Source organism: Rhodococcus sp. P4_F3_2 (assembly GCF_056401335.1).
Window position 1 is genome coordinate 92,640 of the sequence record NZ_JBFUJN010000006.1, and the last position, 14,270, is coordinate 106,909.

Genomic DNA, 14,270 nt, shown 5'->3' on the forward strand with positions numbered 1-14,270 from the left:
AATGGCGCCGGCACCGGCGCAGGAATCCGAACTCAGGAATCCGAACTCAGGAAACCCAGGAGATCGTGGCGCGTGATGACACCGACCGGCTTGCCGTCGTCGACGACCATGAGTGCGTCGGTGTCACCGAGCGCCTTCGTGGCAGCCGAGACCGGCTCGCCGGAACCGATGAGCGGGAACGGCTTGCTCATGTGCTTCTCGACGGAATCCGCAAGGTGCGCACGGCCTTCGAATACCGCGCTCAGCAGATCTCGCTCGGACACGCTTCCGGCGACCTCGCCTGCCATGACCGGCGGTTCTGCACCGACGACGGGCATCTGGGACACCCCGTACTCGCGCAGGATCTCGATCGCGTCGCGCAGAGTCTCCGACGGGTGAGTGTGAACGAGGTCCGGCAGCTCGCCCGACTTGCCGCGCAGGACGTCGCCGACGGTGGGGACGTTGGTCTTGCCGTCGAGTGGGGTGCGCAGGAATCCGTACGACGCCATCCACTGATCGTTGAAGATCTTGGACAGGTAGCCGCGGCCGCCGTCCGGGAGGAGGACGACGATCAGAGCGTCGGGGCCTTCGCGCTTGGCTACTTCGAGGGCAGCGACGACTGCCATACCGCAGGAACCGCCGACCAGCAGTCCCTCTTCGCGGGCGAGGCGACGCGTCATCTCGAAGGAATCGGCATCCGAGACGGCGATGATCTCGTCCGGGATGGACGGGTCGTATGCCGACGGCCAGAAGTCTTCGCCGACGCCTTCGACCAGGTACGGGCGACCGGTGCCGCCGGAGTAGACGGAGCCTTCGGGGTCTGCGCCGATGACCTTGACCTTGCCGCCCGAAACTTCCTTGAGGTAGCGGCCGGTGCCGGTGATGGTGCCGCCGGTGCCGACGCCCGCGACGAAGTGCGTGATCTTGCCGTCGGTGTCGGCCCAGATCTCGGGACCGGTGGTCTCGTAGTGGCTCTCCGGTCCGCCCGGGTTGGAGTACTGGTTGGGCTTCCAGGCGCCGGGGATCTCACGGGTGAGGCGGTCGGAGACGCTGTAGTAGCTGTTCGGGTTGTCCGGTGCGACGGCCGTGGGGCACACGACCACCTCGGCGCCGTAGGCACGCAGGACGTTGCGCTTGTCTTCGCTGACCTTGTCTGGGCAGACGAAAACGCACTTGTATCCACGCTTTTGCGCCACGAGTGCCAAGCCGATTCCGGTGTTGCCCGAAGTCGGCTCGACGATGGTGCCGCCAGGCTTCAGTTCACCCGAAGCCTCGGCTGCGTCGATCATCTTGACGGCGATGCGGTCCTTGGAGCTACCGCCAGGGTTGAGGTATTCGACCTTGGCTGCCACCGTGCCGAAGTTTTCGCCAGTGACGGACGTGAGTTTGACGAGTGGGGTGTTGCCGATGAGGTCGACGACGTGTTCCGCGATGCGCATTCGTCCATGTTCCCAGATGAAAGAAAACGGTGCGCGCGGACGTCGGGCGAAGGTGGTGCAATCCGGCTAGATTGGCAAGTGTGAGTCGAACCGGACTGAAAGCGTCGGTGGCCACGGTGGTGGCCGGATCGAGTGCAGGCACGCTCTCCTGGTTGGGCTACAACTATCTGATGTCGCAGGCGGGGGCGGCCCGTGGGGTGATCGGTCGCAATATCGCCAAGCCACCCGAGGCGGACGGGGTGTACGCACCCGGCGCCGACAACCCGGAACTCTGGTGGCGGGCCGTGCCCTTCGATCTCCACTTGATGATCTTCGGCGATTCGTCGGCGGCCGGCGTCGGCGCGCTGACGGCGTCGGAAGTTCCGGGTGTGCAGGTCGCGAAGCTGCTTGCGAGTGAAACCGGGAAGCGAATCCGTTTGAGCACCAAGGCCATCGGCGGCGCCACCTCACGCGGGTTGAGTGGGCAGGTCGACGCCATGTTCGTCGCCGGCCCTCCCCCGGATGCTGCCGTGATCCTGATCGGCGCCAACGACGTCACGGCGAAGAACGCAATTCATGCTTCGGCAAAACGCCTCGGCGACGCGGTACGACGGCTACGCGAGAGTGGCGCCGTCGTTGTTGTCGGCACCTGCCCGGATCTGGGGGTGGTCACGGCTATCCCGCAACCACTGCGCTCCGTGGTGCGTGAATGGGGTCATCGTCTCGCGCTCGCCCAGGCGTCCGCGACCAGAAACGCCGGGGGTCATCCCGTTCCACTAGCCGACCTGCTGGCCAAGGAATTCCTGGCCTCGCCCGACACGATGTTCTCGGCTGATCGTTTCCACCCGTCGGCGGCCGGCTACGAGCTCGCGGCGAAGCAGATCGTCCCGGTTCTCGCGTCGGCTCTGGGTGAGTGGCAGGGTGGCCCGCTACCCGAACTTCCCCACGTCTCGGAGGCGGCGCAAGCTCGCACCGTCGCAGCCCGACTGACGGCAGCGGCAACTCAGTGGAAAGCCTTCGCGAGACGCACCAAACCCGCAGTTCAGCGCCCCGACGTCAACTGAGTGAGACTGCGTGACCACCATCTGGGAGCGGCAACGTAAATTGTAAGTCGAAGCTGCATTCAACTTGCCCTGCTCGACGGCGTTTCAAGCCGCCCACGAGCAGTACACAAAAGGAGTTTTCATGCCCGAGGCAGTAATCGTCTCAGCAGTACGGTCGCCCATCGGCCGCGCAATGAAGGGTTCGCTCAAGGACATCCGCCCGGATGACCTCGCAACCCAGATGGTTGCCGCCGCGTTGGCAAAGATCCCCGAGCTCGACCCCACCGAGATCGACGACCTCATGCTCGGTTGCGGCCAGCCCGCCGGCCAGTCGGGCTTCAACATCGCCCGCGTCGTCGCCGTTCAGCTCGGCTACGACTTCCTCCCCGGTGTGACGGTCAACCGTTACTGTTCCTCCTCGCTGCAGACCACCCGGATGGCACTGCACGCCATCCGCGCAGGCGAGGGCGACGTCTTCATCTCCGCCGGCGTCGAGTCCGTCTCCAGCTTCATCACGGGCAACGCCGACGGCCTACCCAACACCAAGAACCCGCTCTTCGACGCAGCGCAGGCTCGTAGCGCCAAGCTCGCCGAGGGTGGAGTCGCCTGGACCGATCCTCGCGAAGAAGGCCTGATCCCCGATGTGTACCTGGGCATGGGCCAGACCGCCGAGAACGTCGCTTCGGCCACCGGCATCACCCGCGAAGACCAGGACCGCTGGGCAGTGCGCAGCCAGAACCGCGCCGAGGAAGCCATCGCTCGCGGCTTCTTCGAGCGTGAGATCACGCCCGTCACGCTCGCCGACGGCACCGTCGTCTCCAAGGACGACGGCCCCCGCGCCGGCACCACCTACGAGGGCATCAGCGGCCTCAAGCCCGTCTTCCGCCCCGACGGCACCGTCACCGCCGGCAACGCCTGCCCGCTCAACGACGGCGCAGCCGCACTGGTGATCATGTCCGACACCAAGGCGAAGGCACTCGGCCTGACCCCGCTCGCTCGCATCGTCTCCACCGGCGTCTCGGGCCTGTCCCCCGAGATCATGGGCCTCGGCCCGATCCAGGCCGTCAAGAACGCCCTGAAGATCGCCGGCAAGTCGATCTCCGACATCGACCTGTTCGAGATCAACGAGGCATTCGCCGTGCAGGTCCTCGGATCCGCTCGCGAACTGGGCATCGAAGAGGACAAGCTCAACATCTCCGGTGGCGCGATCGCCCTGGGTCACCCCTTCGGTATGACCGGTGCCCGCATCACCAACACCCTGATCAACAACCTGCAGGAGCAGGWCAAGACCTTCGGCGTCGAGACCATGTGTGTCGGCGGCGGACAGGGCATGGCAATGGTGATCGAGCGCCTCAGCTGATCCCCTGAGCACGTAGAAAGCGGCCGCCCGGCTTCTGCCGGGCCCTGTACCTGGTCGGCCGGTACGGCGGCTGTCGCCAGTCCGTAGGCGGCAGCTTCGACGCCGCTGAGCCACCGGGCCGACAGGATCAGCTCGGCGGCTCGCTGCGTTCCGATCACCTTGGGCAGCAACCAACTACTGGCAGCTTCGGGAGCTGTACCCAGCGACGTGAACGGTGCCCGCAGGCGTGCGTTCTCGGCAACGTAGACGACGTCACAGTAGAGCAGCATGGTCAGGCCGATGCCTACGGCAGCGCCGTGCACCGCGGCGATCAATGGCTTCGGGAACTCCGCCAGCGCAACGATCAGCGGCGCGAATGCATTGCCGAAGTCTGAATTGTCGGTGCCTGGTTCGGCGAGTGCGCGTAGGTCGACGCCACTGGAAAATGCCTTGCCTGCGCCCTCGACGATCACCACGGCCACGGCTTCGTCCGACGCCGCGTCGTCAAGCGCCTTGGTCAACGCTCGAAAGCCGGCCGCATCGAAAGCGTTCAGGCGGCCCGGATTGTTGAAGGTCAGCGTTCGCACTGCTCCGGCATCCGCCACCAGCACGGGTTCGGTGGTGTTTGTCGACATTCGCTCCCCTTCGCTCCAAACCAAGCAGTTGCTAGGTATCCAAGCACCGTAATCGCCCACAGACGACAAAAGAAGGGCCCCTCGCGGGGCCCTTCTTCGTGTTACGGAACGACTCGAGAACTAGTCGTTGTTGAAGTAGCTCAGCAGACGCAGGATCTCGACGTACAGCCAGACCAAGGTGACGGTGAGGCCGAATGCGACGCCCCAGGCTGCCTTCTCGGGCGCCTGTGCGCGGATCAGCTGATCAGCGGCGTCGAAGTCGAGCAGGAAGCTGAAGGCTGCGATGCCGATGCAGACGAGGCTGAAGATGATGGCGAGCGTTCCGCCGTCACGCAGTCCCAGTCCGCCGTCGACGAAGAAGCTCGCGACGAGGTTGCCGAGCGCCAGAACGACAACGCCGATCAACGCGCCGATGATCATTCGCGTCAGACGCGGTGTCACCCGAATCGCGCCGGTCTTGTAAACCACGAGCATGCCGAAGAACACGCCGAAGGTGCCGAGGACTGCCTGCGCGATCAGTGCCGATCCGCCGACGCCACCGAATTGAATATCGGTGAACATGAACGACAGCGCACCGAGGAACAGACCCTCGGCGACGGCGTACGCCAACACGATTGCCGGGTTGTCCATCTTGCGGCCGAACGTCGCGACCAGAACCAGAACGAGGCCGACGAGACCGCCGCCGATGACCAGCGGGGTAGCGAGGTCGGCGTTGTTGTTGACGAGGAAGTACGACACCAGTGCCGAGATCGTCAGCACGCCGAGCGTGATGCCCGTCTTGGTGACGACGTCGTCGATCGTCATGGCCCGCGAGGTGGGACCGGTCTGGTACGGCTCGGCCGGAGCGTACTGCGGCTGACCGAACTGCTGGGTTGCCTGCGAGGCGCCCGCCGTCGCAGATCCGAACGAGGCGTATCCGTTGCCCTCTTGCTTGGGCAGATTGCGGAACACCGGGTTGCTGGTGGTGCGCACCGTGATCATCCCTTCATCGTGGTGGCCTACGACGGGTGCGTCGCGGGTTCGCCGTACGGATCCGAGTTTCCGGCACGGTCCGTGTACCTAACTAAAAGTAAAGCACTCGTAATTTACAACGTCGAAGCGTCGGTTGTAGTTCCCGGCGCATTTCCGGAAGATCAACACTCTTCGATACTAGGACGGTTTGACCGACTTCATCACGATGAACTTCGCGTTCTTCGCCATCGCCTCGCTCGGTCCCACCGCGGCTTTCAGCGGTTCGCGATACCCCAGATGCGCGTTGTGAACAGTCCACAACTCGCCACCCGGACGCAGGACGCGACCGGCGGCTTCGAACATCTTGAGTGCTCCGCCGGTGTGCACCGCCGCGCCGACGTGGAACGGCGGGTTCAACAGAACCAGATCGGCACTCGCACTGGGCAACGAACTCACGGCATCGTCGCGCAGGCCGCTCACCCGATCGCCGACGCCGTTTGCAGTTGCGGTCGCCAGAGCCGAAGCGACGGCTGCCGAGGACTGATCCGTTGCGATCACGTGGACATCCGCGAACTTCCGCGCGATCGCCGCCGCGAGAATGCCGCTGCCACAACCCAGATCGATCACGTCGCTCAACGGATCGACCGCAATCTTTCCGAGGTTCTCCAGGAGCAAGCGGGTGCCGATATCCAGGCTCGCACCGGCAAACACGGCGCCGTGAGCAACGACGTCGAGGTCGAACTCGTCGAGGCGTTCGGTCATCGGGAACGTGATGGCAACATCGGCCTTCGGTTCCGATGCCTTGAGTACGCGGGACTTCTGACGCCCACGCGAGGCGCTGACGTCGGAAAACGATTCGCCGAGAACCTTGTTCATCGCCGGGGTGATGTGCTTGTCACGCCCACCGGCGAAGACACGAACCGCCGGGTCGGCGTGGAGCGCGATCAGCTGAGCGATCTCGGCAAGTTCAGCGAGGCTACGCGGCAATTGCATGAGCACGACGCGGGCGCCGCTGAGCAACTCCTCGTCCAGTCCGTGGGAGGTGAAGGCGTCACTGAAACCGAGTTCGCGCGCATTGTTCGCGAGGGCCAACTCTCCGGTGAGCGGATCCTGGTGAACCCGCACGCCGGCGATTCCGTGAACGAGCGCAACACCGCCGGTCAGCGCACCGTAGTGATCGCCGATCACGACGACGGTGCCCGCCGGTGCCGCGGCAAGAGCGTCGGCGGCCTCGTCGAGGATCAGACGATCAGCCGCGTCGACGGCAAAGAGATTGGGTGCCTCGACATCGGGAAATCGGCGCAGACGATCGAACAGTTCGGGTGTGTCGGACATGCCACCAGTCTTTCAGGTGGAACTACGCAACACTCAATCCCCCGACCAGCAGGTGATCAGTTCGACATCCCCATCAGTTCGACATCCACTGCACGACGTTGTCGACGGTTTCGCGTTCGGTGCGGAATCCGTTCACCGGGTGGTCGGTGTCGGGGTACCCGAACGAGATCGCGCACACGACCTTGCGCGTGTCGTCGATGCCGAAGTGCTCGTGAATGAACTTGGAGCTACCCGCGAGCGCCGCCTGCGGAATGGTGGCCACCCCCAGGCTCTGGGCCGCGAGCAGGAAGCTGTTCACGTACAACCCACAGTCGACAGCGCCGTAGGTGCCCAATGCCTCGTCGGTGGTGATGATCGCGACGTGGGGAGCGCCGAAGAGCTCGAAGTTCTTCATCGTCTGTGCCGCGGAACCGGCGCGGTCACCGTGCTCGATTCCGACGCTCGAATACAGCGCCATCGCACAGTCGAACCGACGCGACTTGTAGATGCCCTGGTACTCGCGGGGGAACTCGAAGTCCGACTCCTGGGCGTTGGCCATCACGTACTCACCGAGGCCGGCGCGGAATCGTTCTGTGCCCTCTCCTTCGGTGATCGCAACCTGCCACGGTTGCGTGTTGCACCACGAGGGCGTCTTCTGCGCCAGCCGAAGGATCTCCTCGATCACCTCACGTGGCACCTGACGGTCCTCGTAGGCGCGGCAGCTGATCCGGGCATCGAGCAACCCTTCCAGGCTCGTATCCACGACGATGCTCTCGGTCATGTGTTCTCTCCTCGATCAGGCTGCACTACAACACTTCGCACGATAGAACTATCGCTTCAACGCAATAGTCATCGGGTCACCTTTGCGAAGGCCGACACCAGCTCGCCGAACTCCGACATCGCCGTGTCCGGATCCGGATCAACAGCTGCCAGCGCGACCAGCACATCGGTAGCACCGGATTCGAGCAGCTGTTCGGCACCGATCATCGTCGCCGGGAGATCGATCGAACCGTCAGCCCCGCGAACAACGGTCAGTCGCCCACGGACCTGCAATTCCGCTGGATCGCGTCCGAGATCCGCCATGGCCTTCCCGATGACATCGATCCCTTCACGTAGGTCGTCGTCCGCGGCGCCCATGATCGGAATCCACCCGTCACCCCAGGTTGCGACGCGTCGTACGACGGCTTTGGAGAGCGAACCGGATACCCAGATCGGGATTCCAGCGGCTGGACGGGGCGCGCAATACACGTCGTCGAACTTCAGACGAGGAGTGTCGATGCTCGCCGGCGCCGAACTCCACAGGGCCCGGCACACAGCGAGAGCGTCGTCGAGCAACGGTCCTCGTTTACCGAAGTCCATACCGACCGCGTCGTATTCGCGTTTCTGCCAACCGGTTCCGACGCCAAGGTCGAGGCGGCCACCGGACAGCAGATCGAGTGTCGCGGCAGTCTTGGCAAGTACCGCTCCCCCGCGAAGCGCCGCGATGACGATTCCTGTCCCCAAGCGAATTGTCTTCGTCTGTCCGGCAACAAAAGCCAGGACGGTCAGCGGTTCGAGCCAGTTGGCGTCAGGCTCGGTGGGGAACGCCGACCACGTATATGCCGAGTTGTCCGAGCCCATCACCACATGATCGGTGACGAGGACCCGGTCGAAGCCGGCAGCTTCCGCGCTCTGACAGACCTGCACGAGTTTCCCGTAGGAGTTCTCCGCGAGAGTGGTGCCGAAATTAGGAACGTTCAGACTGAAAGTTGTCATGTGTCAAGCCTTTCGGGGCCGGTTGGTCCAGCCGCCTTCTTCGGTGGGGAACCAGCCTCCGGCAGCGTGCGAGCCGCCGTCGACGTGGATGACGGTTCCGGTGATGTATCTCGCCAGGTCTGAAGCCAGGAACAGCGCGGGGCCGGCAATGTCGACCGGCTGGCCCGGTCCACCCAGCGGCGCCCACCCCGGCCACTTGTCCCAGTCGTCGGCAGGGACGATCCTGCGATACGGCACCTGTACCGACTCGATCAGATCCGGGGCAATGGCGTTGACGCGCACTCCGGTTCGACCGATCTCCACACCAAGACTTCTGGTGAACTGCGTCAGCGCGGCCTTGTATGCCGAGTACATGGTGTGGCCCGGGATCGCTCGATGCGCCTCCACCGTCGTCAGGTTCACGATCGATCCACCGACTCCGCGATCGATCATGCCGGGAAGCAGGGCATGGGTCAGGCGCACGACGTGATCGAAATTGATGTTGCCCGCCTCGGACCAGAATCCTGGATCCGTACCGGCGAACGCTGTCGGCGGGTTCAGGAAATGACCCACATTGTTCACCAGAACGTCCGGCGCGAACTCGGTCAACGCGACGGGGACCTCCTGCGCACGCACGTCGTACTCGAGATGGTTGATCGAACCACCTGCAGCTGAGTCGAATTCGACCTCGCCCAGCGGTGCCATGTCCACAACCAGAACTGACGCGCCATGCGAGGCAAATGCTCGAACGATCGCTGCGCCGATTCCCTGGGAACCGCCTGTGACCACTGCCTTCTTACCCACCAACATCGGCCCTGGGAAGTACGCCGATCCGACCACCACGAAGACACCCTTCTGCAGTTCGATGTGAATCACTTCGGCGTACCGTCACACATCGATCGCCAAAACGGGCGCAAAGTTCTCACTCAGTGGTAGCCGCGACACCCAGCCTGCTCGGACCGCCTGGTCGCTCATTCAAATAGTCCGGAATCTCGGCTGCCCGTATCGGYATTCCCTCCAAGTACCCCTGGATCACGTCACATCCGCACTCCGTCACTATCGCGCGCTGCCTCTCCGTCTCCACGCCCTCGGCAACGGTGTCCAGCCCGAGAGATTTGGCAATCGCGATGACGGCTCGCAGGACAGCGAACCTCGAATTCGAGGGATCCGCGTCCAGCGGTGCGACGAACGCCCGATCGATCTTCAACCGATCGAGCGGCAGCCGGGCCAAGCTGGCAACCGAGGAGAACCCTGTACCGAAGTCGTCCATCGCAATCGCGATTCCGAGCGCCGAGAGCTGTACCAACACATCTCGGTCGGCGTCGTCGATGACCAGCGATTCGGTCACTTCGATCTCGAGTCGGCTGGGGTGGAGGTTCACCTCGTTCAGTGTCTGGCGTACCGATTCGACGTATCGACTCGAACGCAGTTGCACCTGAGAAACATTGACGGCAACCCGAATGTCCTCCGGCCACGTTGTCGCTGCCGTGCAGGCAGCCCGCAAAACACCTGCACCGATCGGCACGATCAAGCCGGTTTCCTCGGCGACCGAGATGAAGTCTCCCGGCGAGACGAGACCTGAAGTCGGATGGTTCCACCGCAGCAGAGCCTCGAACCCGACAACAACTCCCGTCGCGGCTGAAACCTGCGGTTGATAGACCAACTCGAACTCTTCGTCGATCAACGCACGCCGAAGATCCAACAGTGCTCTGGCCCTACCTGTCGCACGATCCCGCAAAGTCGCATCGAAGGCGCGGATCTGGTTCCGACCGCTCTCCTTTGCGTGGTAGAGCGCGAGGTCCGCAACAATCACCAGGTCTTCGAGGCTGTCGGCGTCGTCGGGCATCGAGCCGTACCCCAGACTGGCACGAATGCGAATCTGGTTGCCGACCAGTGAAAATGGTCGTTCGAATGAGTCGAGAATCGTTTGGAATCGTTCCTCAACCTCATCTGCACTCGCGATGTCGTCGAAGGCGGAGTCGTCGAAGGCGGAGTCGTCGAAGGCGATGGCAAACTCGTCACCCCCCAGTCGCCCACAGATCTCGTTCGAGCGCAGAACGCTGTGCAGCCTGCTCGCAACATCGCGAAGCACGTCGTCTCCGACGTGGTGTCCCAACCGGTCGTTGATCGACTTGAAGTTGTCCAGGTCCAGAATCGCCAACCACACTCTGCGTCCGTCCCGAAGCCTCGACGAGAGCTGAGAGTTGAAGCTGTACCGATTCTTGAGCCCGGTTAGCGAATCGACTTCCGCCAGTCGCAAGATATTTTGACGCTGGTGATAAGAGTGCGTGATATCGGATCCGACACCGCGCCACCCGTAGTCCGCCCCGTCGCCGCTGGCGGGGTGACCTGACATCGACCACCAGCGAGTATCGCCCCTTACGACAACTTGCATGGTGAGGTCCCGAAACGCCGTCCCGGCTTGAAAATTCGCGGTGAGAAGATCAAGGGACTTCCTGCCCGCATCTGTTCGAGATGCGCCGATCCCGATCAGGATCTCGTGCATGGTGCGGCCCCGAATCTGCGCTGCCGGTAAACCGACCTGCTCGGCAAATCGATACGACACGGTACTGGCGATACCGCGCGAATCGGTTTCCCAGAGCCAATCCTGCGCTCCGTCTTCGAGATCGTTGAGCAACAATTCGACGAGATCTCGTTCGTCCTCGGCTACGAGTTCGGCGCGTAGCCGTCTCTCGAAGAGGTTGGCCAACAGCAAAGTTCCGCTGTAGAGCGAACCTACGAAGATGACCAGCACCCCGATCAGCACGAAACGCGATGTACCCGGTTCCGTCCAGAACGCCCCGGCCAGCCCGACTCCCACCAGGCTGATCCAGACGACAGTGATTCCGCGAAACATCATGGTGGGAAACACGCCGACCGCGATCCCACCGATCAAGGTCGAACTCAGTACCAATTCGTCACCAGGATCGAGCATCGGGAAGAGAACGAGAGCCAAGCACGCCAGGAGCACTCCCCAGACAATGATTTCGACTGTGAGCACCACCAATTCGGCGGTCTGGGACTCTGAGACTCCCATACGCGAGCGCCGGAGCCAATAGACACTGAACCCAGCGCTCGACAACAGCATGACACTCGACCAGGCGAAGCTGAACCATCCGGCATCCACCGGCAGGAGCACCACGATCGCTGACAACGCAACCGCCGCAGTCAGAAACGACCACGGAAGTACGCGCGCGGTGAACCGCAGGCGTCGATCGAGTAAGCGACGGCGATCGTAATCCGAGAGGTGTTGTTCCGTGCCGCTGCGACCGAGCTTGCGCACAGACGTCTCGACACGACGCCTACGGAGTACCGCCGGGTCATCCACGTCGGCCTGCTACCGCCGCTGCGACCGCGTCGACCGACATGACCCCGCCGGCGATGTATCCCTGAACAGTCCTCACCCCTGCAGCGGCCACGGACTTCAAGTCCTCCTCACCGTCGACTCCCGAGACGACGACCTCCATTCCCAGCGCGTCGACCAGATCCACGACAGCTTCGAGAATCGGCCGTCCACCAGGCGCCGCACCCGAAATGGAGCGTTCTATCCGGACTCTGGTGAACGGAAGGCCGGACAGTGATGCGAGCGAGGAGAATCCGGCACCGAACTCGTCCACGGTCAGCGCGATTCCCATGTCCGCGATCGCGTGCAATGCAGACTTGGACTCGTCGGTGATCGCCGAGGATTCGTTGAGTTGAAGCTCGAGCTGATGTGCGCCGGCGTCCGATCGTCGAAGCGAATCACCTATCGAGTCGACAAAGGAATCCGATTCGAGCTGACGCGTCGATACCGCGACGGCTACCCGCAGGTGATCAGGAAGACGCGACGCCGCCTCGCACGCCAGCTCGAAGACGGTCGTTCCTAGTGAATAAGCCAAACCGGTGTCGTCTGCGACGCTCATGAATTCGGCGGACGTCACAGCTCCGAGGCGGGCGTTGTGCCAGACCACGCGGACCTCCACGGCCACGATCTCGCGGGAGAGCACGTCGATCCTGGGCAGCAGCTCGAGTTCGAGGTCCTTCTCCGCGACGGTGTTTCCCAGATCTTCGAGCAGGCGGGCCCGCCGATCGGCCACGGACTTCATCGAGTCTCGATATTCACGCACGGCCCCGCGCCCGGATTCCTTTGCCGCGAACAACGCGAGGTCCGCAGCGCCCATCATTTCGTCGGCGGAGGACGGCAGTTCGGCGGGGAGGTAGTACCCGATGCTGCATCCGATCTCCAACCGCGTGCCGGCCACTGTGATCGGCTCATGCAGAGTTTCGATGTAGCGGCCGAGCAGAGTACGAACTTGCGAACTGTCACCTACATCGGTGAAAAGAATCGCGAACTCGTCTCCACCCAGACGTGCGAACAACTGTGACATCCCACCGGCCTCGGACAGGCGATCCGCGACCTCTCGCAGAACCGCGTCGCCAACGGTGTGACCCAGTGTGTCGTTGACCGATTTGAAGTTGTCGAGGTCGAGCATCGCCAACGCGAGACCACTTTCGCTTGTGTACGGATCGCGCAGCAGTCGCTCGAGCTCGGTCCAGAAGCTGTGCCGGTTCGGCATACCGGTGAGTGCGTCCACCCGACCCATCCGCACGATCTCGTCACTCTGCAGTTTCACTTCCGTGACGTCGGAACCGACTCCCCGCCAGACGAACTCGTCAGGCGTGCGGCCGGGGCGCGGGCGTCCGGAGATCTGCCACCACCGGATTTCACCGTGCACTCGGACCGGAACGAGCACGTCGACGAATGCGGTCTTCGTGTGGCGGGCTTTCTGCAACTCCATGAGCGCATCGATTCCGCCGGGGATCCGTAGGGTGCCCAACTCCATGAACAGGTCCTGCCACGCCGTTCCCTGCAACTCGGTGGAATCCAGCCCCGCTTCGACCGCGAGCCGCGTCGGGATTCGGTTGAACTTGCCTTTCTGGTCCGTCTCCCACACGAAGTCCCCCGCGTTGCCTTCGAAATCCTCGAGAAGCATCTGCACAACCGATCGTTCCGACGCGGCGCTCAATTCAGCTCGGTAGCGAGATTCCAGGTTGCCCGAGACCACTATCGTGCCGCCGATCAGAGCTGCGCCGTAGGCGATCATTCCAATGAGAATTCGTTCGAACTCGGGCCCCGGTTGAAGCCAGAATGCCACCCCGAGGATGACCATATTGGACAGGATCCAGGTGACCCCCACCATCCGCAACATCGCGGTGGCCACGGCTCCGGCACCGGTGATGGATGTGGTGACCGCTATCAGGATCAGGTCGCCGGAATCGTCCAGGATCGGGTACAGGACCAGGGCGAGCGAGGAATACAGGATCCCGACTACAGCAAATTCGACGATGAGAAACGCGTAGGACATCCGGTACGTGGGTGCGATCAGGTTGAAATGAATGGCGAGACCGACGCACATCCCCACCAACCCGATCACTCCGGACAGGAATGGCCACAGACGCGGCAACGGTCCGCTGTCCGGCGGAATCACATACAACGTCAGCCCGAGTGTGACGACGAGGTGGACAGCAGCGGCCCACGGCAGCACGCCGAAGGTGACGGCTATCTGCTCACGAGTGACGTCATCGCGCTGCGCGGGCGTCAATCTTTCTCTCTGGTGGGGTTGCAGAAGAGACAGGACCGACATCACTTACCTCCCGCTCCCACGACGCAATTCGAATCGGACGTCCGACTCAGCAATTCTCTCGTAATTAGGCACTGCGGTGTCAACCAGTACGTCCGACCTATTTCGGAGTCAGGTCTGCCCACAGACACAGTAATCAGCAAACTACTGGTCTGCCGGTAGTTGGTGCGGCAAGTTTGATGCCGATGGGTTGAAATCAGACATGAGGGACAATGGCCGGAGATCGCCGATCACGT

At 63.0% G+C, this 14,270-nt stretch carries 10 protein-coding genes and 1 pseudogene; 2 read left to right on the top strand and 9 right to left on the bottom strand.

The annotated features are described in order from the left end of the window. Positions 1-32: 32 nt before the first annotated feature. A complete protein-coding gene (locus AC1DWA_RS08840) occupies positions 33-1,418 on the bottom strand; it encodes a cystathionine beta-synthase (RefSeq protein ID WP_003943292.1) in 1,386 nt (461 codons plus the stop codon). A gap of 71 nt (positions 1,419-1,489) precedes the next feature. On the opposite strand from AC1DWA_RS08840, the gene AC1DWA_RS08845 reads away from it, so the two are divergent. Together AC1DWA_RS08845 and AC1DWA_RS08850 are read left to right on the top strand one after the other, a co-directional pair. After that, a complete protein-coding gene (locus AC1DWA_RS08845; RefSeq protein WP_046378939.1) occupies positions 1,490-2,461 on the top strand; it encodes an SGNH/GDSL hydrolase family protein in 972 nt (323 codons plus the stop codon). A 121-nt stretch (positions 2,462-2,582) separates the two neighbouring features. Next, positions 2,583-3,800, top strand: coding sequence for an acetyl-CoA C-acetyltransferase (locus AC1DWA_RS08850; RefSeq protein WP_477916602.1), 1,218 nt, complete (start codon positions 2,583-2,585; stop codon positions 3,798-3,800). A 53-nt stretch (positions 3,801-3,853) separates the two neighbouring features. Here the strand turns inward: AC1DWA_RS08850 and AC1DWA_RS08855 are convergent. The 8 genes and pseudogenes from AC1DWA_RS08855 to AC1DWA_RS08890 all read right to left on the bottom strand — a co-directional run. Beyond that, a pseudogene (locus AC1DWA_RS08855) lies at positions 3,854-4,414 on the bottom strand (enoyl-CoA hydratase/isomerase family protein); the annotation flags it as partial. A 120-nt stretch (positions 4,415-4,534) separates the two neighbouring features. After that, entirely contained in the window at positions 4,535-5,386 is an 852-nt protein-coding gene (locus tag AC1DWA_RS08860) for a Bax inhibitor-1/YccA family protein (protein ID WP_029536818.1), read from the bottom strand. Between the two features lie 177 nt (positions 5,387-5,563). Further along, positions 5,564-6,700, bottom strand: coding sequence for a class I SAM-dependent methyltransferase (locus AC1DWA_RS08865; RefSeq protein ID WP_477846217.1), 1,137 nt, complete (start codon positions 6,698-6,700; stop codon positions 5,564-5,566). Positions 6,701-6,773: 73 nt separating this feature from the next. After that, positions 6,774-7,460: a nitroreductase gene (locus tag AC1DWA_RS08870; RefSeq protein WP_020908534.1), complete on the bottom strand. Its 687-nt coding sequence runs from the start codon at positions 7,458-7,460 to the stop codon at positions 6,774-6,776. A gap of 68 nt (positions 7,461-7,528) precedes the next feature. Continuing rightward, complete coding sequence (locus AC1DWA_RS08875; RefSeq protein ID WP_477846218.1) at positions 7,529-8,434, bottom strand: TIGR03619 family F420-dependent LLM class oxidoreductase; 906 nt, start codon at positions 8,432-8,434, stop codon at positions 7,529-7,531. 3 nt (positions 8,435-8,437) lie between these two features. After that, positions 8,438-9,289 (bottom strand): SDR family NAD(P)-dependent oxidoreductase, encoded by an 852-nt coding sequence (locus AC1DWA_RS08880; RefSeq protein WP_477846219.1) that lies wholly within the window; start codon positions 9,287-9,289, stop codon positions 8,438-8,440. 46 nt (positions 9,290-9,335) lie between these two features. Continuing rightward, on the bottom strand, positions 9,336-11,741 hold the full coding sequence (locus AC1DWA_RS08885) for a putative bifunctional diguanylate cyclase/phosphodiesterase (protein WP_477916604.1): 2,406 nt from the start codon (positions 11,739-11,741) through the stop codon (positions 9,336-9,338). After that, positions 11,734-14,037: a putative bifunctional diguanylate cyclase/phosphodiesterase gene (locus tag AC1DWA_RS08890; RefSeq protein WP_021345064.1), complete on the bottom strand. Its 2,304-nt coding sequence runs from the start codon at positions 14,035-14,037 to the stop codon at positions 11,734-11,736. The genes AC1DWA_RS08885 and AC1DWA_RS08890 overlap by 8 nt, the downstream gene beginning before the upstream one ends. Positions 14,038-14,270: the final 233 nt, after the last annotated feature.